General features: G+C 66.3%; 25 protein-coding genes and 1 riboswitch. Of the genes, 8 read left to right on the top strand and 17 right to left on the bottom strand.

What is annotated here, in order from left to right:
- Both AUCHE_RS16800 and AUCHE_RS13340 read right to left on the bottom strand, forming a co-directional pair.
- A partial coding sequence (locus AUCHE_RS16800) for a DUF3662 domain-containing protein (RefSeq protein ID WP_006503855.1) occupies positions 1-580 on the bottom strand: 580 nt, incomplete at its 3' end.
- A gap of 96 nt (positions 581-676) precedes the next feature.
- The gene (locus AUCHE_RS13340; RefSeq protein WP_006503856.1) at positions 677-1,507 is read right to left on the bottom strand and encodes an aldo/keto reductase; all 831 of its coding nucleotides are present in this window, start codon (positions 1,505-1,507) and stop codon (positions 677-679) included.
- Between the two features lie 130 nt (positions 1,508-1,637).
- Between AUCHE_RS13340 and AUCHE_RS17310 the strand changes: the two genes are divergently transcribed.
- Complete coding sequence (locus tag AUCHE_RS17310) at positions 1,638-1,916, top strand: hypothetical protein (protein WP_006503857.1); 279 nt, start codon at positions 1,638-1,640, stop codon at positions 1,914-1,916.
- Between the two features lie 39 nt (positions 1,917-1,955).
- Here AUCHE_RS17310 and AUCHE_RS13350 read toward each other — a convergent pair whose 3' ends face one another.
- From AUCHE_RS13350 to AUCHE_RS15890, 4 genes are all read right to left on the bottom strand, one after another.
- On the bottom strand, positions 1,956-2,711 hold the full coding sequence (locus tag AUCHE_RS13350; protein WP_143115251.1) for a hypothetical protein: 756 nt from the start codon (positions 2,709-2,711) through the stop codon (positions 1,956-1,958).
- Positions 2,712-2,867: 156 nt separating this feature from the next.
- Complete coding sequence (locus AUCHE_RS15885; protein ID WP_006503859.1) at positions 2,868-3,434, bottom strand: LiaF domain-containing protein; 567 nt, start codon at positions 3,432-3,434, stop codon at positions 2,868-2,870.
- Positions 3,435-3,607: 173 nt separating this feature from the next.
- The gene (locus AUCHE_RS13365; protein ID WP_040322588.1) at positions 3,608-5,035 is read right to left on the bottom strand and encodes an APC family permease; all 1,428 of its coding nucleotides are present in this window, start codon (positions 5,033-5,035) and stop codon (positions 3,608-3,610) included.
- A 143-nt stretch (positions 5,036-5,178) separates the two neighbouring features.
- Positions 5,179-5,853: a hypothetical protein gene (locus AUCHE_RS15890; protein WP_006503861.1), complete on the bottom strand. Its 675-nt coding sequence runs from the start codon at positions 5,851-5,853 to the stop codon at positions 5,179-5,181.
- Between the two features lie 125 nt (positions 5,854-5,978).
- On the opposite strand from AUCHE_RS15890, the gene AUCHE_RS13375 reads away from it, so the two are divergent.
- Positions 5,979-6,914, top strand: a complete 936-nt coding sequence (locus AUCHE_RS13375; RefSeq protein WP_162137262.1) for a DMT family transporter — start codon at positions 5,979-5,981, stop codon at positions 6,912-6,914.
- On the opposite strand, the gene AUCHE_RS13380 is transcribed toward AUCHE_RS13375, so the two are convergent.
- Positions 6,905-7,765, bottom strand: a complete 861-nt coding sequence (locus tag AUCHE_RS13380; protein WP_006503863.1) for a fructosamine kinase family protein — start codon at positions 7,763-7,765, stop codon at positions 6,905-6,907. The genes AUCHE_RS13375 and AUCHE_RS13380 overlap by 10 nt on opposite strands.
- A gap of 130 nt (positions 7,766-7,895) precedes the next feature.
- On the opposite strand from AUCHE_RS13380, the gene AUCHE_RS13385 reads away from it, so the two are divergent.
- On the top strand, positions 7,896-8,333 hold the full coding sequence (locus tag AUCHE_RS13385; protein ID WP_006503864.1) for a hypothetical protein: 438 nt from the start codon (positions 7,896-7,898) through the stop codon (positions 8,331-8,333).
- 98 nt (positions 8,334-8,431) lie between these two features.
- Here AUCHE_RS13385 and AUCHE_RS13390 read toward each other — a convergent pair whose 3' ends face one another.
- The 6 genes from AUCHE_RS13390 to AUCHE_RS13415 form a co-directional block, all read right to left on the bottom strand.
- Positions 8,432-9,835 carry an MFS transporter gene (locus tag AUCHE_RS13390; protein ID WP_006503865.1) on the bottom strand — a complete coding sequence of 468 codons (1,404 nt, stop codon included), beginning with the start codon at positions 9,833-9,835 and terminating at the stop codon, positions 8,432-8,434.
- A 137-nt stretch (positions 9,836-9,972) separates the two neighbouring features.
- Entirely contained in the window at positions 9,973-11,079 is a 1,107-nt protein-coding gene (locus AUCHE_RS13395) for an ABC transporter ATP-binding protein (RefSeq protein ID WP_006503866.1), read from the bottom strand.
- Positions 11,076-12,767 (bottom strand): ABC transporter permease, encoded by a 1,692-nt coding sequence (locus tag AUCHE_RS13400; RefSeq protein ID WP_006503867.1) that lies wholly within the window; start codon positions 12,765-12,767, stop codon positions 11,076-11,078. The genes AUCHE_RS13395 and AUCHE_RS13400 overlap by 4 nt, the downstream gene beginning before the upstream one ends.
- Positions 12,764-13,810, bottom strand: coding sequence for an extracellular solute-binding protein (locus AUCHE_RS13405; protein WP_006503868.1), 1,047 nt, complete (start codon positions 13,808-13,810; stop codon positions 12,764-12,766). Before AUCHE_RS13405 ends, AUCHE_RS13400 begins: the two co-directional genes overlap by 4 nt.
- Positions 13,807-14,529 (bottom strand): response regulator transcription factor, encoded by a 723-nt coding sequence (locus tag AUCHE_RS13410; RefSeq protein WP_006503869.1) that lies wholly within the window; start codon positions 14,527-14,529, stop codon positions 13,807-13,809. The genes AUCHE_RS13405 and AUCHE_RS13410 overlap by 4 nt, the downstream gene beginning before the upstream one ends.
- The gene (locus AUCHE_RS13415) at positions 14,526-15,341 is read right to left on the bottom strand and encodes a sensor histidine kinase (RefSeq protein ID WP_006503870.1); all 816 of its coding nucleotides are present in this window, start codon (positions 15,339-15,341) and stop codon (positions 14,526-14,528) included. The genes AUCHE_RS13410 and AUCHE_RS13415 overlap by 4 nt, the downstream gene beginning before the upstream one ends.
- A gap of 170 nt (positions 15,342-15,511) precedes the next feature.
- Between AUCHE_RS13415 and AUCHE_RS13420 the strand changes: the two genes are divergently transcribed.
- The 3 genes from AUCHE_RS13420 to thiE all read left to right on the top strand — a co-directional run bounded on the left by AUCHE_RS13420 (position 15,512) and on the right by thiE (position 18,130).
- The gene (locus AUCHE_RS13420) at positions 15,512-16,636 is read left to right on the top strand and encodes a glycerophosphodiester phosphodiesterase family protein (RefSeq protein ID WP_006503871.1); all 1,125 of its coding nucleotides are present in this window, start codon (positions 15,512-15,514) and stop codon (positions 16,634-16,636) included.
- Between the two features lie 284 nt (positions 16,637-16,920).
- A complete protein-coding gene (locus AUCHE_RS13425; protein ID WP_006503872.1) occupies positions 16,921-17,364 on the top strand; it encodes a TM2 domain-containing protein in 444 nt (147 codons plus the stop codon).
- Positions 17,365-17,503: 139 nt separating this feature from the next.
- The gene (thiE, locus tag AUCHE_RS13430) at positions 17,504-18,130 is read left to right on the top strand and encodes a thiamine phosphate synthase (RefSeq protein ID WP_040322608.1); all 627 of its coding nucleotides are present in this window, start codon (positions 17,504-17,506) and stop codon (positions 18,128-18,130) included.
- Between the two features lie 31 nt (positions 18,131-18,161).
- On the opposite strand, the gene thiH is transcribed toward thiE, so the two are convergent.
- The 4 genes from thiH to thiS form a co-directional block, all read right to left on the bottom strand.
- Positions 18,162-19,427, bottom strand: a complete 1,266-nt coding sequence (gene thiH, locus AUCHE_RS13435; RefSeq protein ID WP_006503874.1) for a 2-iminoacetate synthase ThiH — start codon at positions 19,425-19,427, stop codon at positions 18,162-18,164.
- Positions 19,424-20,245, bottom strand: a complete 822-nt coding sequence (locus AUCHE_RS13440) for a thiazole synthase (RefSeq protein ID WP_006503875.1) — start codon at positions 20,243-20,245, stop codon at positions 19,424-19,426. The genes thiH and AUCHE_RS13440 overlap by 4 nt, the downstream gene beginning before the upstream one ends.
- A riboswitch (TPP riboswitch) is annotated at positions 20,236-20,351 on the bottom strand. Its footprint overlaps the gene before it by 10 nt.
- A gap of 39 nt (positions 20,352-20,390) precedes the next feature.
- Positions 20,391-21,029 (bottom strand): sulfur carrier protein ThiS adenylyltransferase ThiF, encoded by a 639-nt coding sequence (gene thiF, locus AUCHE_RS13445; protein WP_006503876.1) that lies wholly within the window; start codon positions 21,027-21,029, stop codon positions 20,391-20,393.
- Positions 21,029-21,226, bottom strand: coding sequence for a sulfur carrier protein ThiS (gene thiS, locus AUCHE_RS13450; protein WP_006503877.1), 198 nt, complete (start codon positions 21,224-21,226; stop codon positions 21,029-21,031). Before thiS ends, thiF begins: the two co-directional genes overlap by 1 nt.
- 164 nt (positions 21,227-21,390) lie before the next feature.
- Here thiS and AUCHE_RS13455 point away from each other — a divergent pair, with 164 nt between their 5' ends.
- Both AUCHE_RS13455 and AUCHE_RS13460 read left to right on the top strand, forming a co-directional pair.
- On the top strand, positions 21,391-21,774 hold the full coding sequence (locus AUCHE_RS13455) for a hypothetical protein (RefSeq protein WP_006503878.1): 384 nt from the start codon (positions 21,391-21,393) through the stop codon (positions 21,772-21,774).
- A 107-nt stretch (positions 21,775-21,881) separates the two neighbouring features.
- Positions 21,882-22,139 (top strand): hypothetical protein, encoded by a 258-nt coding sequence (locus AUCHE_RS13460; RefSeq protein ID WP_006503879.1) that lies wholly within the window; start codon positions 21,882-21,884, stop codon positions 22,137-22,139.
- The last annotated feature ends 38 nt before the right edge of the window (positions 22,140-22,177 follow it).

Raw genomic sequence — 22,177 nt, forward strand, 5'->3', positions numbered from 1 at the left:
CCCCGCCGGCGCGGCCCGCAGCAGCGGTGCTCGCCAGGGAACCGGCCGCGGCACTTGCCGCATGACTGGCCAGTCCGGCCGAACCCTCCGCCGGGGCCTCTGCCTCCGACGAACGGAACGGATGTGCTCTACGCAATTCTTCGGCATGTTGACGACGCCGCATCTCGGCCGCCTCCTGCGGATCTTCCTCCAGCTCCCCATCGGGGATGCGCTTGGCTGTGGCCGGACGGACCCGGAACACCCCGGTCTCCAATTCCTCACGGGAACGGAAATCGATGTGGAACGGCCCACCCGGAACATAATGCTGCTGTTCGGCGTGCTCCTCGACGCTGGCGATCAGTTCTTCCGCCAAGAGGTCGGCATAACTCGTCAACCGCTCGTAATCACTGGGGGACAGATCGATGACGAAAAGATTGGGCACCACGGTGCGCCCTCTACCGACCACAGCAGCCCGGTCATCCATCGCCCGTCGCATCGCCGAAGCGATCTCGACCGGCTGAACCTCTGCACGGAACGCCCGCGCGAAGGCGCCGTTGACGGCACTTTCGAGCTTGCGCTCGACTCTGTCGAACAGGCCCACGACGCTCCCTCCTCACGCGACAACTCAGATCCAGCGTATCTGTACGACCTGGTAGGGACCTGAACCCACCCGGCCGTGACGGTATATGCCCAGCTCTCACATCTCTTCGTGAGTGTCCGGGTCATAACCCCATTGACGCCCGTCCGGGCGCCCCAGTCCAGTGATCGTAACTATTTCTTCTGCGGACAGCTCGAAGTTGAAAAGGTCGAGGTTGTCCTTTTGACGAACCGGATCGGCGGATTTCGGCAACGGAAGGCATCCCCGCTGCAGATGCCAACGCAGAATGACCTGCGCCGACGACACCTGGTGAGCAGCCGCGATCTCCTCGATCTGCGGGGCCACCCGCTTCATCCGAGCCACTGGACTCCAGGACTCGGTGACGATCCCCATCCGGCCATGGACACGGAGCATCTTCTCCTGCGGGAACGCAGGATGCAGCTCGATCTGGTTCACCGCAGGAACCACGCCGGTCGCCCCGATGACATCCTGCAGATGGCGTTCCGAATGATTCGACACACCGACGCTGCGGACCAACCCGCGCTCCCGACAGGTCACCAGGGCTTGGAAGGCCTCGACGTACTTGCCGACGCTCGGGTTCGGCCAATGGACGAGAACCAGGTCGATCTGCTCCAAGCCCATCACTCGCAGGCTCTCCTCGACACAGCTCACCGCCTCGTCACGGGCGTGGAAACGCCCCGGGATCTTCGTGGTGACCACGATCTCCTCACGGGGGACGCCACTACGCCGGATGGCCTCGCCGACCTCCTGCTCGTTCTCGTAATTGACCGCCGAATCGATCAGCCGGTAGCCGGCCTCCAGCGCGGAGACCATCGCCGTGATCCCTTCCTCGCCGCGGAGGGGATAAGTGCCCAACCCGATCTGGGGTATGACGACACCGTCGTTCAACGTGTAGGTGGGAACGGTCATCTCGGTGCTCTCCCTCGGGCACGAAAAGGATGTGACCCTCCCGACCGTACGGCCTCGACCGCCCCGGCACCGAGCCGGAAGCGACGTCCGTCCGGGTCGACCACCCATCCGTCAGACGAGATGTCTCATCATGCAGACGCAGGCTCGCCCGCTCTCACCAGGGAAGACGTCGTTGTCAGGGTTGCGGCGCAGAGCTACCGGAAGGTACGACTTCCCTTACCCGCAGGTCACCCCGAGGGTGGGGACCATGTTTACCCTCGAAGACCTCGACCTGTCCGAAGAGCTCGAATTCTTCCGTGCCCACGGAACCGACCTCATGAGCGCACCGGCGCAGGACGACCAGCCGACGACCTCCCCCGAAGCGGACGCCCGGCTGCACCCTGCCGACTACTTCATCGCCGGGCACTGAACCACCCGGCCCCAGGCCGACCGACGCCGACCCCGGAGGTCAGTCCTTCGCCGTACGGCGTCGGTCCCACAACATCAGGCCGATACCGGCCAACGTCGATATCCCGCCCAGCCCGGCAGCCAGTACGGTCAGGACCACGTCCAGAGTGCCCACCGGCCGGCCAGCTTTCGCCGCATCGATATCGCCCGAACAAGTGACGGTGTAATCGCCGCCCTTGTGCGCGGTGAACATCGAAGAGCTCTGCCAGAGCACATCCGAACCCTGCAACAGGACCGGGCTGGCGTGCTCCACCGGGACCACGGCGTCCTCACCGTCGGTGACCGTGCACTGCGACGCCCCACTACCCCGCTCCGTGTACAACATCCGCTGCTCGCCGGCGTCCAACCGGATGTTCACCGGCTGCCCCTGGGGCAGCCGCACCGCATTGCCGATCGTCTCCGCCGACATCGACCCCAGATGGGTGGCCGCGATGCTCATCGTGAGCAGACCCACCACGAACACACCGATGCCCAAACCCGTCAGATGACGCCACGGATGCTTCGGAGGATGGAAGAGCACATGGTCGTGGTCGGTCAGATCGTGGTCGACCAAGTCACTGTCGGCACCCTCACGGACCGCGACCGGAGTCTGATCGGGTGCCTTCTCCCCGCCTGGCTGCTCGCCCTCGCCCCGGGAAGCCGACGGAAGACCTTCTTTCGACGGCGCTACGGCCGGTTCCTGCCCAGGTATCACCTCGGACTCCGACTCAGAGCGCCGTGACGAATCCCGTCCGGGCGGCGAAGGCTGCTCAGTCATGACTCTCCCAGCGACGGCGGTACCCGCGAATCACGGGTCAGCACCACTGTATCGAGAGAGGACGCTCAGCCTCTCCCGACGCCGTGTCCGAGAACTGGACAGAATGTTCACCACGACACGGAAACAGACGCGACGACCCGGGCCCGACGAAGACGGTCACTTCCTGCGGGGCCAGAAACGCTCGTACCACTTCGGCTCCTGCTCGCCGATCTCCATCTCGATCACATCGACGTCCCCGAAGACGGAATGGGCCCGAACCGTGACCCGCGGAGAATCCGGCGAAGGCGTCGTCCGACGACGATCCTCCAGATCACCGAATATCGACGAACCACCAAGGTGCACATCCGTCCCCGGCGGGACGATCACCTTCACGTCACCGAAAAGCTGCCAGGTCCTCACCCGGACCTCTGCCGCGGAGAAAGAAGCCTCCCGCATGTCGAACGTGCAGTCACCGAAGATGCTCAACGTCGTCGACTGCTCGGCCACCGTCCACGGGCCCCGACGGGTGACATCGCCGAAGAAGAGCACCGACCATCCCCGCGAAGGGGCAGCCGTACCCTCAGGACGTCGGATCATCACCGGGCCCGGTCGACGCTGACGCGGCTGACTCGAGAGAGCCCCACCCTCACCGATGACCGGCATGTCGAAATACGCGACCGGACCAGGTGGGGGATCTCCAGGAAGCCGATCCTGCGGTTCCTTGCCGTGGCGAGGCTGCGTCATAAGAGCACCTTATGACGCTGCCCTCACGTGCTGCGAGAGGGCAGCCCATGAGTATCAGGCACCCCACCATCCGAGAAGACGCAGCACAGAACGGTGCGAGACACCCCGGAGACCGCAACGGGGTGCGACCGCGAAGCGGCCGCACCCCAGGAAAACGGAGCGGAAAGGATCGATCAGTCGTCGGACTTCTCGATGGCCTCGGCGAAATCAGGACTCGGAGTCCCCGTTCCGTACAACTTCTTGTTCACCAGGAAGGTCACGAACCACAACAAGATCCCGACCACCAACAGGACCCCACCGATCGCGAAGTCACGCGGATTACGACCCGAGAACGGGCTGGCGAGGAACGCCGAGAAGAGCCCGCCCAACACCGGGAGAAGAGTGGGCGTCCTGAAGTGGGAATGCGACACCTGGTCACGACGCAGCACCAGCACCGCGATGTTGACGATGGTGAACACCACCAGCAGCAGGAAAGCCGTCGTGCCACCCAGGTCCTCCAGGTCCGCCCACGCCACCAGAGCGAAAGCCAACAGCGTGGTGAACACGATCGCCACCCACGGAGTGCGACGGACCGGCAGCACCTTGCCCAGCATGTGCGGCAGCACCCGCTCCCGGCTCATCCCGTAGACCAAGCGGCTGGCCATCAACATGTTCAGCAGAGCGGTATTGGCCACGGCGAACATCGTCACCACTGCGAAGACCCCCACCGGGAAGCCCGGCCACCCCGCCTCCAGGACCTGAATCAGCGGAGTGCTCCCCTGACTGAGCTTCTCCGCCGGGACCAACGACACAGCCGAGATCGCGACCAAGAGATAGACACAACCGGCCAAGGACAGAGCGATCAACATGATCTTCGGGAAGGTACGGGCCGGGTCCTTCGTCTCCTCGGCCATATTGACGCTGTCCTCGAAGCCCACCATCGCGAAGAAAGCCAGGGCGGTGGCCGCAGTGACCGCGCTGAAGGCGGACTCTCCCTGCGGGAAAGAGATATCCATCAGGTGGCTGGTGTCACCTTTACCGCTCAGCAAGGCATACAGCCCCACCCCGACGATCAGGGTCAGACCGGACATCTCGACCAAGGTCAGCACCACATTCAGCTTCACCGACTCGCTGACACCACGCAGATTCACGAGGGCGATCACGGTGAGGAAGAACAGCGCGCCGACCACCATGAAGCTCTGATCGGACTTCCAACCGACCGCTCTCGCGAAATTCGCCGCGAAAGCCTTCGCCGCCGATGACGACGAGGTCAGACCCGACGCCATCACCGTGAAAGCCACCAGAAAAGTCAAGAAGTGGACGTTGAACGCGCGATGGGTGTACGTCGCGGCACCACCGGCCCGCGGATACTTCGTGACCAGCTCCAGGTAGCTGCACGCAGTGATCATCGCGACCAGGAAGGCGCACAGGAACGGTAACCAGACCGCTCCGCCGACCTCCTTCGCGACCTTGCCGGTCAAGGCGTAGACGCCTGTGCCCAGGACGTCACCCATGATGAAAAGCAGAAGAAGTGCGGGGCCGATAGCTCTCTTGAGTTCTTCCTTCTCAGTCGAGCCGGAGGCGCCCGCAGGAGTTGCGGCAGGCGCAATGTCATTTGCCATGGAGAGAGACTGCACTGTCGAAGGCCCATCTGGACAGCCAGAATGACAACGATTTCACGCAAAGTTGTTACAGAAGCCCCGCCATAGGGGGAAAAAATCGGCTAAATCGCCACAAGTAATCCAGGGTCAGGGCCCCGTCCCGATCAGCCTCCGCAGTCGCATCGCCCCGTCGCAGGCAGCGCCATGAAACACCGGTCGCAGATCTTCAGAGGCGCCGGCTCCGGCTTGGCAGGCTTCGCCGCAGCAGACTTCCGCGGACGACTCACCCGTGGCTCCGCAGGCTGACGAGAAGACGACGCCCGAGGCGTACGAACAGCCCGGGGCGCAGGCTCCGGCGCCAACGCACGCACCGGCTGGAAAGTCTTGGGCTCCGGGAAACCCCACAACACAGCCAACTCCACCGCATCAGGGATCGGACGCATCAACGGACCATGCGGCACCCGATAACGTCCACGCACCCCGGAACGCCAACTGTCACGCAGCGCCACCAGACCCTGACCGACCCGGAAATGCTCCCACTTACCGCCCTCACCGAGCGTGATCGCGAAGAACTCCGACCCCGTCCACAGACACATGGCACTACGGGTACCCGGCACACCGTCGATCCAGATCCCCATCGGAGTCTGGGACTCCAACATCAACTCCAAGGCAGCCAAGGTCGGCTCTCCGAAGCGGCCGCAGATACGCACCGCACGACGCCCCATGATCTCCACGCCGCAACCGCGCCCCTTGGCGACCAAGGACACTGCGACCACATCGGCAGAAGGATCGGACGGATCATGCGGGGTCTGCCCGCCGGGTGCTGCGGACTCGCTCATGACACCACTTCTACCAGGAGATGCTGAACAGCTCGAACCCACCGGGGTGCATCAGCCACACCCGGGCAGGACAACAGCGACTTCACAGCGAAGAACCCCCGGAAACACACCGACCTCCTGATTGGATGAAATCCATGTCCCGCCGTGCGCTCATCCTCTTCCTCGGACTCGCGCTCTTCTGGGGAATCCCCTACCTCCTCATCAAATACGCACTCCTGTCCTTCACCCCGGTCACCCTCGTCATGTTGCGCACCCTGATCGGCGGACTCGTCCTGCTACCCCTGGCCCTCAAGGACAAAGCCTTCCCCGCCGTGATCCGACACTGGCCCGCCGTCCTCGCCTACACCCTCGTCGAGATCGTCATCCCCTGGCCCGCGCTCAGCCACGCCGAACAAGTCATCCCCAGCGGACTCGCCGCGCTCCTCATCTCCGCCGTACCCGTCGTCGGCATGATCCTCGGACTGCTCACCCGACAGCACGAACACCTCGGCCCGGCCGGACTCGCCGGACTCGCACTCGGCCTCGGCGGCGTCGCCCTCCTCGTCGGCCACCAAACCCTCAACCCACAACAACCCGGCACCGGCCTCGCCCTGCTCGAAATGACCGCCGTCATCCTGGGCTACGCCGCCGGGCCACTCATCATCCACCGCTGGCTCCGCGACGTCCCCTCCAGCGGCATCATCGTCGTCAGCCTGCTCGGCCCGGCCCTCCTGCTGCTCCCCGTCGCCCTCACCCAATGGCCCACCCGCATCGAACCCAGCGCACTCACCGCCGTCGTCCTCCTCGGACTGGTCAGCACCGCGCTGGCCTTCCTGGCCCTCTTCGCGCTCGTCCGCGAAGTCGGAGCAGTCCGCGCCACCGTCGTGACCTACCTCAACCCCGCCGTCGCCATCATCGTCGGCGCGATCTTCCTGCACGAACCGGTCACCGCCACCACACTCGCCGGATTCGCCGCCGTCGTCAGCGGATCGATCCTCGTCCACCGACGCCCCGCAGACCACACCCCCGCAGGCCGGAACCGGGCAGCCGACGCGCCAGAAAAACCCCACGCTCAGGAATAACGCTCCAAGACCGCCATCACCGACGCCCCGTAACCGCCCCCGAACAGGATCGCGTGCACCAACAACGGCGGCAACTGATACCACGCCACCCTGTCCTGCCACCCCTCAGCCAACGGGAAAACCTCCCCATAAGCAGCGAAACACCCCTCCCCGAACCCGCCGAACAAGCGCATCATCGCCAGATCCACCTCACGATGCGCCCACAGACACGCCGGATCGATCAACCAATGACGCCCCCTCACATCCACCAACCGATTCCCCGCCCACAGATCACCATGCACCAGCGCAGGCGGCTCCACCGGCCCACACCACTCCTCCGCCCGCGACAGACACCTCTCCAACAAGACCCCCGCCCGCGCAGGCACCGCACCCTCGTCGACCGCCCGAGCAACCAACGGACACAACCGACGCCCCACGAAGAAGTCGAGCCACGAATCCGACGGCGTCAGATCCACCGGCACCGACCCCACAAAACCCGCCAACGACTCGTCCACCGCACCGAAAGCCGGCGCCGACACCCGATGCAACCCAGCCAGCGCCCGCCCCAGGACCTCCTCGTCACCCCCACCGACCGGCCCCACCTCCACCCACTCCAACACCAACCCCGACGGCAACTCCCGCACGACCCGAGGAACACCCACCTCACCCGGGACATGCCTCCGCAGCGCACGTAACCCCGCAGCCTCCCTGGCGAACATGTCCGGACCCGGCCGCGGATGCGTCTTCACGAAAAGCGGACCCTCCGACGTATCCACCCGGAAAGCCGCCGCGATATCACCACCGTGCACCCGGGAAACCCCCTCCACGGACACCCCGGACAACAACTCCTCAGGAATCAGCACACCACCCATACCGCCCGGCCTATCACACCCCGCGAAACCTCAGACCCCGACAGCACCGGCCGACGAATACCAGCGGGAGCAGTGCCGAGCATCCACCCGTCGGCCCCCGACAACCCACCGTCAGGACCGAGGAACAACCATGCTCGTGCTGCGCACCATCGCCACCACCGAACTGCCACCCGCGCTCCCCGGGCGCAACGACCTGCCCGGATGCCTCACCGGACAAGCCCCCATCACCGACCACTGCTGCAACTTCCACCGCGCCGACTGGGCCCGCGCCGTACGCTGCGCCACCTGGGCCTGGTACTGCCGACGCCCCGACGAAAGCCCCCAAGACTTCCTCGAACAAGCCATCAACCTGCCCGACCGGCTGCTCGAAGCCGCACGATCCCTCCTGATCGACCCGATCATCCTGCACATGGAAGGCGGACATCCCGCAGCCATCGCCGGCGGACACATGAGAGTCGCCGCACTACGCCAACAACGCAGCTCACACGCCATCGTCGAATGCTTCAAGATCGACTCCGCACCCATCGCCGGCGAACTTCTCGACCCCGAACTGATCACCCGACGATGACCCCGGCCCCTTAACCGGCCCCACACCGCAGCCCGCGCACACGACCGGGGTCCGACGTCCCCCTTGGACGCCGGACCCCGAAAAGGTGATCCCGTGGCTCAGTCGCGAGCCGCGGCGCGCGCCTCATGCTCGGCGATCAACCGCTTCTCCTCCGGACCGACCATGGCCAGCAGGATCACAGACAACACCGCAAAAGCGGTCAACAAGGCATACGTGGCATCCCAGCCGTAGTGCTGCGCGACCAGACCGACCCCCGTCGACGCCATCGTCGCGCCCAGGACGTACCCGAACAGGCCGGTGAACCCGGCCGCCGTCCCCGCCACATGCCGAGGAGACATGTCCAAAGCCTGCAAGCCGATCAACATGACCGGTCCGTACACGAAAGCACCGATGAAGAACAGGTAGACCATCAACAGCCAGAACGGAGTCCCCACCGGCGCCAGCCAGTAGAGGACGATGAAGACCCCCACACCCAACATGAAGGTGATACCCGTCCGGCTACGGTTCCCGGCGAAAATCCGGTCCGACACCCAACCGCAGGCCAGCGTGCCGAAGATGCCGGCCAGCTCGAACAAGGAGAACCCGGCGATCCCCTTCGTGACCGAGACCTTGTGAACCTCCGACAGATAGGTCGGCGCCCAGGTCAGCACGCCGTAACGCAAGGTGTACACGAAGACATTCGCCAAGGCGAGGAGCACCATCGCCCGGTTCATCAGGATGTGCTTGCGCACCAGCTCCCAGGTGGAGAGCTTCTCCAACTCCGAGACATCCACCGTCACCTTGTCCGGGTCGTTGCGGTACTCCTCGATCGGAGGCAGCCCCACCGACTCCGGGGTGTCCCGGATCATCACGAAAGCGACCGCCGCGACCACCAACGCCAGAACCGCAGGGAACCAGAAAGCCGACTGCCAGGAGTTACCGGTCATGGCCAGACCGGCTGCCGCAGCAGCACCGACAGCCATCCCGCCGACATTGTGCGCGCAGTTCCAGATCGAGGTCTTCCAACCGCGCTCGCTGGTGGAGAACCAGTGGACGAGCACCCGACCGCTGGGCGGCCATCCCATTCCCTGGACCCAGCCGTTGACGAACATGACGATCGCGAAGGCCGCCAGACTTCCTGAGGCCCACGGCGCGAAAGCCACGACGAGATTGGCGACAGCCGAGAGCGCCAACCCGAGCGGGAGGAAATAGCGGGCGTCCGACCTGTCGGAGACCATCGCCATGAAGAACTTGCTGAGACCGTAGGCGATCAACGCCGCATTGGCGATCAGGCCGATACCGGTCTTGTCGATATTCCCCTCGTCGAGAAGAATCTTCGCGATCAGCGGGATGTTGTTGCGGATGAGGTAGAAACCGGCGTATCCGAGGAAGATCCCCATGAACACCTGGAAACGCAGCCGCGGATAACGACGGGCCACTTCCTCGTCGGGCAGCCGCGGCGCGGGCGGTGGTGCGGAAAGCCAAGATCCTCGTGGAGCACGAGGGGTGGTCGTCGTGGTCATCGGTCACTTCCGGGGTCTCGTCAGGAGCGGCGACGAACCGGGTGAGCGCCGTCGCCACCGACATGGTGGAGAAGAAAACGACGAGGACACAGGGCAAAGCGGTGACGGCAGGTGACAGCGTTGTTACACCCGTCTGCTCACAGTGGGCCCGGGAGAAGCCAGGAACGGTCTGCCCGGATGTCGACCCGGACGAATTCATCAACTCCGAATTCGGTGGAGAAAGGATCCGAAGAGGCCAAGACGACCCCTTCCACGGTCTCCACGAGATAATCGATCCGCTCCCCCAGATAACGCACTTCCTGGACGACCCCGATATCCCCGCGGACCTCATGACGGGACGCCTCCGCCGCGGTCAGACGGGCAGCCCGGACCGAGTAGGGGCGTAAGAGCACCGTGCCCTGCCGTCCGGCCCTCGTAGCACCCGGTTCCGCCGGTATCTCCAGGTCACGGCCCAACAGCCGGACCCGCGCCGTCGTCCGACCGTCCTGAAGCAGGACCTCGTCCACCTTCACCGGCAACATCGTGGCCTCTCCGAGGAACTCGGCGACGAAAGCGCTCGAGGGCCGCGCATAGACCTCCCGTGGTGAACCCACCTGGCAGACCCGACCCTGCTCCATCACCACCAGGACGTCCGCCGTCGACAGCGCACCACCGAGATCGTGGGTGACATGGATGACCGTCCCTCCCAGCCGGGCGCGGGTGCGCACGATCAGGTCGAGGAGCTGCCGACGCAACCGGGGCTCCAAACCCTGCAGAGGTTCGTCCAACAGGAGCACCGACGGGCGCAGGATCCAGGATCTCGCCAGTGCGACCCGACGAGCCTGCCCCCCGGAGAGCTGCTCGGGGAACAGATGGGAGACCCCCGTCAACCCGAGCTGCAACAAGGCGATGTCGACCCGTTCGACGAGCGCGGCAGCGGGCAGCCCCCGCAACGACAGGCCGTACCCGACGTTCTCCCGCACCGTCAGCTCCGGGAAGAGCGCATCCCCCTGGAAGACCATCGCAGTCGGTCGCGCAGCAGGCGGCTCACCGGTCCGGTCCCGGCCGTCGATCGAGATCGTCCCCGTGACCGGACGTTCCAGACCGGCGACCGCCCGTAGCAGGGACGTCTTCCCCGAGCCGGACGGCCCGACCACAGTCACCACGCTGTCCGCGGGCAGCGACAGCGCGACATCGTGCAAGGCGTCGTGCGAGGCGCCGGGAAAACGCACCGACACCCCGGAGAGCTCCACCTGACCGGTCACGGGCATGTCCTCCTCGGAAGGGACGGTGCGGTGGCGGCGGACGGACGTGCCCCGGCCGGAGCCGGTGCGGAAGGACGTGCCGGCGCGGTCGACCAGGCCGCCGAGCCCACCAGCACCCCCAGGACCACCGCCATCGCGCACGCGCTGCTCAGCCGGCCCGCCTCAGCGGCTGTCACCAGGTCGACCGGCAGCAGGGGAGTTCTCGCGGTCGCCAGCAGCGCGGCCGGAGCCAAGGCCGACAGCGAGCGCGCCAAGGTCGTCGGGATCTCTCCGAGCAACACCGGCCGTGCCTGAGGGAGAACCACATCGCGCACTACATCCCTGCGTCGGGCGCCCAGTACGTGAGCAGCCTCCACGTACGAGGGCGGAAGCCGTCGCAGACGTTCGGAGACGGCCAGGGCATTCCCGGGCAGGGACGCGGTGACCGCCACCACCAGCAAGGCGATCCAGGTCAACGCCTCACCCACCGGGACCCCTGCGGGTAGGGCCGCGGCGACAGGTACCGACCAGCGGGTGATCGCCACCCAGGCCGCCAAGCCGCACACCAGTGGCGGCAGCGCGTGGAGGGCGACGGTCAACCGGGCGGGGAGGGACGTGGGTCGTTCCGCCAGGTGCCATCCCAGGCAGAAACCCAGCGGCAGCGTGCACAACGTGGCACACAGTCCGAGGAAGACGGTGTCGGCCAGGGCGTTCTGCCACGGCCCGGTCAGCACCGCGGCGACATGTTCCAGCGTCGGGCCGTCGTCCCCGATCAACCCTACGGATGCCGAGACGACCACTGCTGACGCCGACGTGATCGCTGCGGCGACTACGACCTGTACCGTCACCGACAGGCGGGACCAGCCCCTGGCCGGGCGACGCACCGGGGCGATCTGACGGCGCAGCGCAGGCCGGGGGGAACCGCCCAGTCGGTGGACCGCTACCGCGATGAACAGCCAGGGCACGACCAGGGCTGCGGCATGGGCGATGGCGTCGGCGACGTCGTTCTCGGCGGTGGCGGCTTCGAACAGCCTGGTCGACAGGACCGTGTACCCGCCGCCGATGACCAAGGGGTCGGCCAGGTCGGTGACGGCTTCGGCGAAGAGCACCAGGAAGGACACGGCCAGCGTCGGGCGTAGTTCGCGAAGTTCCACGTCGACGAGGACCCGACCTCGGGACGCCCCCAGGTCTGCGGCGGACTCAGACACCCGCAGGTCCCGGGCGTTCAGCGAGTGCAGGACGATCAGATAGGCGAAGGGGAAGGCCGACAGGGTGGAGCTGATCACCAGGCCGGGTAGGCCGTAGATCTCCCCGCCGGGGGCCCACTGTCGGTTCACGATGCCGTTGTGGCCGACGAGGACCAGCAGGGCCAGGGCGATGGTCGGCGGTGGCAGCAGCAGGGGTGTCAGGCAGAGCAGGTGTACGAGTCGACGGCCGCGGAAGGCATGTTGGTGGGCGTGGGCGCAGGCCCAGGCCAGTAGGGTGCCGCACACCGCGACCAGGGTCGCCATCACCAAGGTGTTGCGCAGGACCAGTGCGCCTCCGCCGAGGAGCCGGGCTACGGCGTCGCGTCCGTCCGCGGTGACCAGGACGGTGGTGACCGGGGTCAGGAGGACGACCAGCACGCCGCCGAGGGCTGCGGACCACCACCAGGACGATCGGTGGTCGTGGAAGGTGACTCCGGGGCGGTGTGTTGCGGGTCCGGTCACGGGCGTACCTCTGCGGCGAAACCGGCGACCAGTTTCTCGGTGGCGCGGACGTCCGTCGCTTGCGGGGAGAACAGTCGTATCCCGGCGGTCAGCTCCAGTCGCGGGTCGACGGCCAGGTCGGTCCGGGTCGGTAGCTGGGGGAAGCGTTCGCCACGTCGGGAGAACTGACCTGCTCGTGAGGTCGCGAAGTCGACGTAGACGCCGGCCCATTCGGGGTGCCGGGCCGATTTCAGGACGGCGACCGCGCCGATCTCGGCGCCGGTGCCTTCCCGGGGGTAGCTGATGACGAGTCGTCGGCCGACTTCGATCTGTCGGACGCAGTGTTGGGTGAAGGTGAGTGCGACGGCTGCTTCTCCTCGGGCGACGACTCCGGCGGGGGCCATTCCGGAGCGGGTGTACTGCAGGACGTTCTGGTCGAGGCGGTGCAGCCAGGCCAAGGCTGTCTCGTGGTCGCCGAAGCGGTGCGCCTGTACGCCGACGATGGTGCTTCCGGTGCCTGAGGTGACCGGATTGGGTGAGGAGATCCGGCCGGCCAGCCGGGGGTCGAGCAGGTCCTCCCACGACTGGGGGACGGGGACGCCCAGGTCTTTCAAGGCGTCGGGGTCGGAGCAGAATCCGAGGTTTCCTCGGTAGACGCCGGTCCAGGCTCCGGCGGGGTCGCGGTAGGCCGTCGGGACGGTCTCGGCCTCGGCGGGTCGGTGGGGGCGCAGCAGGCCTCGTTGGTCGGCGAGGACGTACAGCTCGGAGGGTCCGCCGTGCCAGATGTCGTAGTCGGCGGCTGCGTCGCCGCGGGCCATTCGGCTGAGTGCTTCGCGGGAGGACAGGCGTACGACGGTGACCGGTATGCCGGTGTCCTCGGTGAAGGTGTCGGCCCATTGGCGGCAGAGTTCTTCGATGGAGGAACAGAGCACGTTGAGGGATTCGGCTCGGTGGGAACTCAGGACGTGTGCTCCGCTCCAGGCCAGCAGTCCCAGGCACAGGACGAGTGCGAGGATGAGGCGGGGGCAGGCGGGGGGATGCGTCCGACATGGTCGGGGCTTCATGGCGGGCTCGGCCGGTCCGTCAGGGTGTCGTCTTCGAGGCGGGGCATGAGATATCCGCTGCCTCGGGCTGTGACGATGAGTTCGTCTCCGGAGAAGCGGAGTTGGCGGCGGAGGCGGTACACCGTGGTTTTGATCATGTCTCGTCCGCCGACGGTTTCGCCGGTTCCCCAGACCTCGTTGAGCAGGTCGCGCCATCCGACGACCGATCCGGAGTGCCGGGCCAGTACGGTCAGCAGGCGGTGTTCGACCTGGCTGAGGCGCAGTCTTCGGCCCTGCCAGCTGGCTGTTCCGGCGTGGACGTCGATGAGGAGGGGGCCGTTGACGATCAGTTCGCCGGTGTGGCGTTGGCGGGTTCGGCGGACGACGGCCTGGGCGCGGAGGGCGAGTTCCCTGGGGGAGAAGGGTTTGGTGATGTAGTCGTCGGCTCCGGCGAGGAATCCGCCGACGCGGTCGGATTCGGTGCCGCGGGCGGTGAGCATCATCACCGGGACGTCGGAGCGGGTGCGGATGCGGCGGCAGAGCTGTTCGCCGGAGGCGCCCGGGAGCATCACGTCCAGGATGATCAGGTCGACCTGTTCGGTGTTGAGGATCGACCAGGCGCGTTCAGCGCTGGTTGCCGTGATACAAGCGAACCCTTGTGTCTCCAAGGCGAATTCAATGATCGATAGCATCTGTCGTTCGTCATCGACGATGAGCGCGCGAGGTGCTCCCCCGGTCACTGATCCTCCTGTGCGTTGGTGGGCAAGGTGATGAAGACGGTGGTTCCATGCTCGTCGACCGTGTCCACGAGTACACGTCCGCCGTGTTCTCGCAGGATCGATTCGGTGATCATCATGCCGAGACCGGTTCCACCGCGATGTGCCGAGTCCGTGGCGAAGGGTTCGAAAAGGGCGGCTCGTTCCTTCTCCGTCATGCCGGCACCGTCGTCACTGATGGCGATGACGACCTCGTCGAGCCCACCGGTCACCTCGACGGTGATGGTGACTCCCGGTCCGGCGTGCCGGGCCGCATTGTTGATGACGTTGAAGAAGGCCTGCCGGATGAGTCCGCGGTCGGCGCGGACGAGGAGGGGACGCCCCTGGCCGACGATGCGCAGGGGCGCGCCGTGGATGCGGCGGAGGGAGTGCACGGTTTCCCTGACGAGCAGGTGCAGGTCGAACTCGCTGGTGTCGAGGCGGAAGAGCCGGTTCGCCATGCGGGCCTCGGTGAGCAGGTCCTCGGCCATCCCGATGACATGTTCGGCATTGGTGGCGATGGTGGTCACGAACTCCCGTTGGCGCTCGTTCAACGGGCCGGGGGTCTGTTCGGCGAGGAGCTCGGTAGCGCCTTTGATGAGTGCCAGCGGGGTGCGCACCTCGTGGGAGAACACGCTGGGGCGTTCGAGGCGCGCGCGGAGGATCTCGGCGACCTGGTCTGCCTCCATGCGGGCATGGCGGATGTGGCGACGTGCCTGCCACCAGGTGACGGCGGTGCCGACGGCGAGGCCGGTGAGTCCTGTGCCCGTGATGAGCAGCAGATTCGACAGCTGCATCGCACCAGTGTCACAGGCTCGGCGGCCCCGCTGGTAACGATGTCGTTACCTATTGTGATCGACTTGCGACGAAAGGTGATGAAACTCGTTGTCAGACTAATTTGCCCGGATCCGGCCCCGACGTCCTGCATGTGTGGTGGGGTCGACTGCCCTCAGCGAAAGGTCCCACCATGGGTGCACAGCGTCGTCATCTCACCCTCATCTGTCTGCCACTCCTGGCCGGAAGTCTGACCTTCGGTGGAAGTATCGCCGCGCATGCCACCGGGCAGCAGCCCGTCGAACCGGGCCAGAAACCCACCTCGTCCGCACCCAGCCAGAAACCCGGCGCACCCAGCCAGAAACCGAGCAAACCCGCAGGCAAGAAGACCTTCGACCTCGAGTCGCACCGCGGAGGACGCGGCGAGACCACTGAAGAATCCCGGCGGGCCTTCGAGAAGAGCCTCGCCCTGGGCGTGAGCACTCTCGAGTTCGACATCGTGCTCACCAAGGACAAGGTGCCCGCCGTCTGGCACGACCCGAAGGTCCTCGACACCAAGTGCACGGACACCAAACCCGCCACGGCGGGCGACCCGATGTACCCCTATGTCGGCAAGCTCGTGCACGAGCTGACCTGGGCCCAGGTGCAGACCCTCGACTGCGGGAAGAAGCTCGACAACTTCCCCTACGCCGAGGTCGTCAAGGGCAACAAGATCATCAAACTCTCCGACGTCTTCGACCTGGTCAAGAGCAAGAAAGCCGATGTGCGCTACAACATCGAGACCAAGATCGAAGGGGAGAACCGCAAGGAGTCCGCGACCCCGGAGGAATTCGTCAAGGTCATCCTCGGCGAGGTGAACAAAGCCGGTGTCGCCGACAAGGTGATGATCCAGTCCTTCGACTGGCGTTCTCTGCCCCTGGTCAAGAAAGCCAACCCGAAGATCCCGACCGTCCTGCTCTGGGACGAGACCACGTGGAAGAAGGGCTCCCCCTGGACCGGTGACGCCGACTACGACGCCATGAAGGGGGACATCCTCGCCGCGGCCAAGAAGATCGGTGTCGACGTCCTCTCCCCGGGATATTCCCAGCCGTACGGACGTAAGCCCGGCGACAAGGATTTCAAGCTCATCGCGGACAAGGCGCTCATCGAGAAGGCGCACCAGGCCGGGCTGAAGGTCGTACCCTGGACCCTCAACGACGTCTCCGCCATGGAAGCCCAGATGGACGCCGGGGCCGACGGCATCATCACCGACTACCCGACCAAGCTGCGCGAACTCATGCAGAAACGCGGTTTGCAGCTACCGCCCTCCTACTCGTGAACGCCCTTCTGATGAAATGACGACCTCCGGTGCGTGAATACGTGCCGCCGATGGAACACCTACTCGGACAACCGGGTTCAGCGCCATTCCGGGTGTGGTGGCCATCGGCCGGCAAACGCTTCGCGTACCGGAGGTACTTTTTCTTATGCCGCCCGGTGGAAGAGCAGCAGCATCTCGTCGTTCCTCCACGGGCGACAGATGTCGCTGGCCACCGAAAGTTCTTCCCGGGGTCTTCCTGTGAGCGACAAATTCTGTGAAGAACAGTCGTTCCCTAGGAGACCTCAATGACCTACGACGGAGGGCAATACCAAGCCGCCTACGGGGCGCCACCCCAGCCCGGCGCACCCGGCTACTACGGCGGCTACGGAGCCACGTACATGGTGCGCATCGCGGGCCAGGAGCGCGGGCCGCTGAACCAGGAACAGGTCCAGCAGCTCGCACGCAGCGGAGAACTCTCCTCCTCGGACGCCGTCAGCTATGCCGGCCAACCGTGGTGCCCCGCTGCCTTCGCCCCAGGGATCTACTCCGACAAGAGCAAAGCCACCGCGGCGCTGCTCTCCTTCTTCCTCGGCGGACTCGGCGTCGACCGCTTCTACCTCGGATACGTCGGGCTCGGCGTGGCGAAACTCCTCCTGTCCTGGATGACCTTGGGCATCTGGCCCCTGATCGACTTCATCCTGATCGTGCTCGGCAAGGTCCCCGACGGCAAAGGGCTACCGCTGAAATGACGACAAGGTGTCGGCATCCTCGCGGTGCCGACACCCACCATCGGTGCAGACCCCCTGATCATCAGGCTGCTCCGAGGACACACCGGGACCGGCGTGCGCATCCACGCCACCTCGGAGCTAGCGTGTTCCCGTGGCACAGATGACTCTTACCGACGCGCGGCTGTACCTCTGTACCGATGCACGCACCAGCCCGGAAGACCTGCGTGCCTTCGCACGCGCCTGTTACGCCGGCGGCGTCGACATCATCCAACTCCGTGACAAGAAGATCGACGGCAGCGACCAACTGGCCGCATTGGCCATCGTGACCGAGGAAGCCCGGCGCAGCGGCCGACTCGTCGCCGCCAACGACCGGGCCGATGTCGCCTTCCTCGCCGAGGCCGACGTCCTGCACGTCGGTCAAGGGGACCTGGCACCGGCCGCGGCCCGCCGCATCGTGCCCACCGCGATCATCGGACGGTCCACGCACAGCGAAGCCCAGATGCGCGACGCCGCCGCGGACGACGACGTCGACTACTTCTGCACCGGCCCCGTCTGGCCCACCCCCACCAAACCCGGACGGCCCGCCGTCGGACTCGACCTCGTCCGCGCCGCCGCCGACCATGTCGGCTCTACCGGAAAGCCCTGGTTCGCCATCGGCGGGATCGACATCGACACCATCGACAGCGTCGTCGAGGCCGGAGCGACCCGGGTCGTCGTCGTCCGCGCCCTGACCGGCACCGACGACGTCGCAGGCGCCGCCCGCAGGCTGCGCTCCCGCCTACCCTGACCAGCGCGCCCGGCCTGCGGGGCGACTACGGTCACGCCCCGCAGGCCGACGCCCGGGGCTCGGCACGACCGCAGGACAGATGATCGGTCATCACCGGTTGCAGACCACGGGCCCGGATCGCGTCGCGAACCTGGGCGACCGAACGCTCGTCGGCGATCGCGAACTGCTCGTCACCGCTGTCCTGACCTTCCAGTTCCGCGGCATGCTCGCCCACCCCGGTCGACACCCCGGCGGAGACCTTCGTCGCCGCGACCCCCAACACCCCGTCACGGAAAGCCGCCCGTTCCCGCGTGGAGATCGTGATCGACGCGAAGGGCAGGAACAACCGGTAGGCGCACATCACCTGCAACAGCTCGGGCTCGTGGACATCACTGGCCGGGACGACCTGCTCAGGCTGATCCGCCAACGGGAGGCGCCCGCCCATGATGGGCCGCAGACGAGGTACCGAGAAGCCGATCTCCGCATGCGGGTGACGTTGCTGCACCATCTGGGCGTGCACCGCCGTGGCATAGGCGTCCCTGCGGAAGTCGGACAGACCGAGCAGTGCACCGAAGGACACCCCCCGCATCCCGGCCTCCAACGCTCGCTCCTGCGACTCGAACCGGTACGGGAAATGCCTCTTGTACCCGCTCGGGTGGAAATGGTCGTAGGCCGCGGTGTCATAGGTCTCCTGGTAGACGCTGACGAAGTCCGCGCCGGCCTCGTGGACCATCCGGTAGTCGGCCACCGACAACGGCTGCACCTCGATTCCCACCGTCGGGAAATACCGGGAGGCCTGGCGCACCGCGCGGGAGATGAACGACGCATCGGCGAATTTCGCCGACTCCCCGGTGAGGATCAGCACCTCCTCCAGACCGGTCGCCGCGATCGCCTTCAGCTCCGCCTCGGTGCCCTTCTCGTCCAACCGCACCCGGCTGATCCGATTCGTACAGGAGAAACCGCAGTAGGTGCAGATGTTCTGGCAGTAGTTCGACACGTACAACGGGGTGAACATGCTGATGGACGTGCCGAAACGGTCCAGGGTCTCCCGCTGAGCAGCCGCGGCCACCTCCTCGAGCACCAGGCCCGCGGCCGGGGACAACAAGGCCGCCAGATCGGTGCGGGACCGCCGCCTCCGCGCCAAGGCCGCCCGGACGTCCGCCACCCCGAAGACCGCGAAGTCGGGGAGCGCGGCCTCGGCCAATACCGCCTCCATCACGCCCGAATGCATCCGGTCGAACTGCGGACGCCAACTCATGTGGTCGACCTTGCCGTCGGCGCGGCGCGGCAGAGGCACCACCGGGGGGATCTTCGTCATGCCCGCCCCACCTCCTGCAGGAAACCGGTGATCGGCGAGGACGCTGCCGCGCCTGCCTCCAGGACCCGACCGGGACCGGCCAGATAGGCGGAGCGTCCGGCCTGGATCGCGCCACGGAAAGCCGCCGCCATCGCCGGGATGTCACCGGCGGTGGCGATCGCCGTGTTCGCCATGATCGCGGCGACCCCCATCTCCATCGCCTCGCAGGCCTGACTGGGCCGTCCGATCCCGGCGTCCACGATGATCGGCACCTCGATCTCGTCGACCAGGATCTGGATGAAGTCACGGGTCGCCAGGCCACGGTTCGACCCGATCGGAGCTGCCAGGGGCATCACCGCTGCCGCGCCTGCGGACACCAGGTCCCGGGCCACGGTCAGATCCGGGTACATGTACGGCAGGACGACGAAACCCTCCTCGACCAGAGCGCGGGTCGCCCGCACCGTCTCGGCGTTGTCGGGCAGCAGGTAGCGGCTGTCGCGGATGACCTCGACCTTCACCAGATCACCGCATCCCAGCTCACGGGCCATCCGGGCGATCCGCACCGCTTCCTCGGCGGTGCGGGCCTCGGAGGTGTTCGGCAGCAGGGTCACCCCCTCGGGGATGGCGTCGAGGATGTTCCCCTCCCCACCGGTGTACGCCCGGCGCACCGCCAAGGTGACGATCTGTGCTCCGGCGTGCTCCACCGCGGCCCGCACCAGATCCAGGTTGTACTTGCCCGAGCCGAGGATGAACCGGGAGGAGAACTCGCGCCCGCCGAGCACCAACGGGTCGGTCGTTTCGGGAGCTGGACCTTCGACAGGCACTGTCGAGGAGGACATGGTGACGTCCCTTCGCTAGAACGAACTAGAGCAGGTTCGACGGGTCTGTTCTCAGCCGGGGGGCGACGATCCACCCCGATGTGCCCCGGCACCCCGCGTCGTGGCCACTGTACTCCGACCGCCCGGACGGGCCCTGGCGGAGAAGTCACCCTTCCAGGCCGAGGATGATCCTCACCACCACCATCGCCTGGGCGCCGGCGCACGCCATCACCCGCGGCGCGACCATCGGGGCGCCGGTGCCGATATCGCTGACCCCGTCGCCGCAGACCCACCACCGTCGCCCCACCTGCCGGGTCACGACGGTGTCGGTCCGGTCATGACCCGCCATGCCCGACGCACCCACCACCACCATGTGCGGGTCTTCCACCAGCAAGGATTCGGTCAACATCGCCTTGGCCGCCGGGTCGTCGAAGGCTTCGCAGACGATCGTGCATCCCGTGAAGACCTGCACGGCGTCGTCCGCCGTGACCCGGATGTCCTGCGTGGTGACCTTCAGATACGGGTTGACCCGGGCGATCCGCTCAGCCAGGGCAGTCGTCTTCGGCAGGCCCAGGTCGGCCAGGTCGTAGGCCTGCCGGTTCAGGTTCGCCAGGTCGACGACGTCGTGGTCCACCAGATGCAGATTCCCCACGCCGGTCCGGGCCAGGGCCAGGGCGATCTGCGAGCCCAGTCCGCCCAGCCCGGCCACGCCCACCCGGGCCTCGGACAGGAGAGCGACGTGGTGTGATCCCATCCGGCCTGCCAGCGCGGCCCGCACCTCCTCGGGGCCGGGCAGGCCCCCCATCAGCCGCCTCCGACGAAGTGCACGATCTCCACCAGGTCGCCGTCGGCGAGGACATGCTCGTCGAAGGACACTTTCGGGACGATCCGTCCGTTGACCTCCACGGCGATGCGTTCTCGCCGGTAACCCTCCGACTCCACGAGGGAGGCGAGGGTCTGGTCGGTCTGCCACGGGCGGGATTCTCCGTTGACGACGATCATGGCTGCTCCTGGTCGATGCGCTGCCGGGCACCCTACCCGGCGTCGGCCGGGAAATCCCCTCCCCGGGCGAGGAAAACCGGATATCAGCCCAGACATCAGGAATATTTGTGTCTTTGAGTATTTTTCGGGTTGGCCGATCGTTCAAGACAGGTCATCATGATGTGATGTCAGTAAAGGGCCTTGCTGATCACACCATGTTCCTCCTCGGCGCTGCGGTCGTCTTCCTCGTCCTCAACCAGGGCGCGGATCTCGCCGCCGGTCGAGCAGTCGCCGGTGCGCTCACCGCATATCTCATCCTCTTCGCGATCGTCGCGTTCTACCGGTACCGCCTCCGCGGGCTCCAACCGGACGACAACGACAAGTACTACCTCTTCGACTCCCTGGAGCTCGACGACACCGCTGCGAGGGCCAGGAGACTGGCTGAGCGAGAAGCCGCCGAACGGGAGAACTCACGGCGTAGAGCGGAGGCCGACACGCCGTCCGGCGAGGGCGGAAAGGCCGCTCCTGTCTCGGAGAACAGCTCAGCTCCAACGGATAAGCGCCGATAGGGCGGGCATCCCGGTCGCCTTGACCCGGGATCGCGAGACGAGGGATGTGCGCGGATGGGACATCCCCGTCGAGCTGCTCCGTCGAGCAACCGGAGAAGGTGAGTCTCATGTGGGGGACCACTGCATCGGACCATGCCACCGCCGTCGTCGACGCCCTCGTCTCCTACGGGGTGTGCCTCTACCTGTTCCACCTGGCACCGCTGACCTCGGTCACGGTCGCCGTCACGCTGTACGTGGTCATGATCGTCCTCTTCATCGGTTACCGCCGCTACCTCCGGACGGTCCGGCCGATACATCGGACCTACCGGGTCACCACGTTGACCGACGAACGTCGCCGTACCCCGGTGCTACGCGACGCAGCCTGACCCTGCAGGTCATCCCGGCCGACAGGCCGGACACCCAC

It is taken from the genome of Austwickia chelonae NBRC 105200 (genome assembly GCF_000298175.1).
In the GTDB taxonomy this organism is placed as follows: Bacteria; Actinomycetota; Actinomycetes; order Actinomycetales; family Dermatophilaceae; genus Austwickia; species Austwickia chelonae.

Bases quoted from the DNA above. Each gene is read 5' to 3' on its own strand.
- AUCHE_RS13415 (WP_006503870.1), bottom strand. From the start codon at position 15,341: ATGCAGCTGTCGAATCTGCTGCTCATCACGGGCACAGGACTCACCGGC.
- AUCHE_RS15890 (WP_006503861.1), bottom strand. From the start codon at position 5,853: ATGAGCGAGTCCGCAGCACCCGGCGGGCAGACCCCGCATGATCCGTCC.
- AUCHE_RS13405 (WP_006503868.1), bottom strand. From the start codon at position 13,810: ATGAAGCCCCGACCATGTCGGACGCATCCCCCCGCCTGCCCCCGCCTC.
- AUCHE_RS17310 (WP_006503857.1), top strand. From the start codon at position 1,638: ATGCAGACGCAGGCTCGCCCGCTCTCACCAGGGAAGACGTCGTTGTCA.
- AUCHE_RS13390 (WP_006503865.1), bottom strand. From the start codon at position 9,835: ATGACCACGACGACCACCCCTCGTGCTCCACGAGGATCTTGGCTTTCC.
- AUCHE_RS13380 (WP_006503863.1), bottom strand. From the start codon at position 7,765: ATGGGTGGTGTGCTGATTCCTGAGGAGTTGTTGTCCGGGGTGTCCGTG.
- AUCHE_RS13375 (WP_162137262.1), top strand. From the start codon at position 5,979: ATGAAATCCATGTCCCGCCGTGCGCTCATCCTCTTCCTCGGACTCGCG.
- thiS (WP_006503877.1), bottom strand. From the start codon at position 21,226: ATGATCGTCGTCAACGGAGAATCCCGCCCGTGGCAGACCGACCAGACC.
- AUCHE_RS15885 (WP_006503859.1), bottom strand. From the start codon at position 3,434: ATGACGCAGCCTCGCCACGGCAAGGAACCGCAGGATCGGCTTCCTGGA.
- AUCHE_RS13460 (WP_006503879.1), top strand. From the start codon at position 21,882: ATGTGGGGGACCACTGCATCGGACCATGCCACCGCCGTCGTCGACGCC.
- AUCHE_RS13365 (WP_040322588.1), bottom strand. From the start codon at position 5,035: ATGGCAAATGACATTGCGCCTGCCGCAACTCCTGCGGGCGCCTCCGGC.
- thiH (WP_006503874.1), bottom strand. From the start codon at position 19,427: ATGACGAAGATCCCCCCGGTGGTGCCTCTGCCGCGCCGCGCCGACGGC.
- AUCHE_RS13455 (WP_006503878.1), top strand. From the start codon at position 21,391: ATGTCAGTAAAGGGCCTTGCTGATCACACCATGTTCCTCCTCGGCGCT.
- AUCHE_RS13425 (WP_006503872.1), top strand. From the start codon at position 16,921: ATGACCTACGACGGAGGGCAATACCAAGCCGCCTACGGGGCGCCACCC.
- thiE (WP_040322608.1), top strand. From the start codon at position 17,504: ATGACTCTTACCGACGCGCGGCTGTACCTCTGTACCGATGCACGCACC.
- AUCHE_RS13385 (WP_006503864.1), top strand. From the start codon at position 7,896: ATGCTCGTGCTGCGCACCATCGCCACCACCGAACTGCCACCCGCGCTC.
- AUCHE_RS13340 (WP_006503856.1), bottom strand. From the start codon at position 1,507: ATGACCGTTCCCACCTACACGTTGAACGACGGTGTCGTCATACCCCAG.
- thiF (WP_006503876.1), bottom strand. From the start codon at position 21,029: ATGGGGGGCCTGCCCGGCCCCGAGGAGGTGCGGGCCGCGCTGGCAGGC.
- AUCHE_RS13350 (WP_143115251.1), bottom strand. From the start codon at position 2,711: ATGACTGAGCAGCCTTCGCCGCCCGGACGGGATTCGTCACGGCGCTCT.
- AUCHE_RS13440 (WP_006503875.1), bottom strand. From the start codon at position 20,245: ATGTCCTCCTCGACAGTGCCTGTCGAAGGTCCAGCTCCCGAAACGACC.
- AUCHE_RS13420 (WP_006503871.1), top strand. From the start codon at position 15,512: ATGGGTGCACAGCGTCGTCATCTCACCCTCATCTGTCTGCCACTCCTG.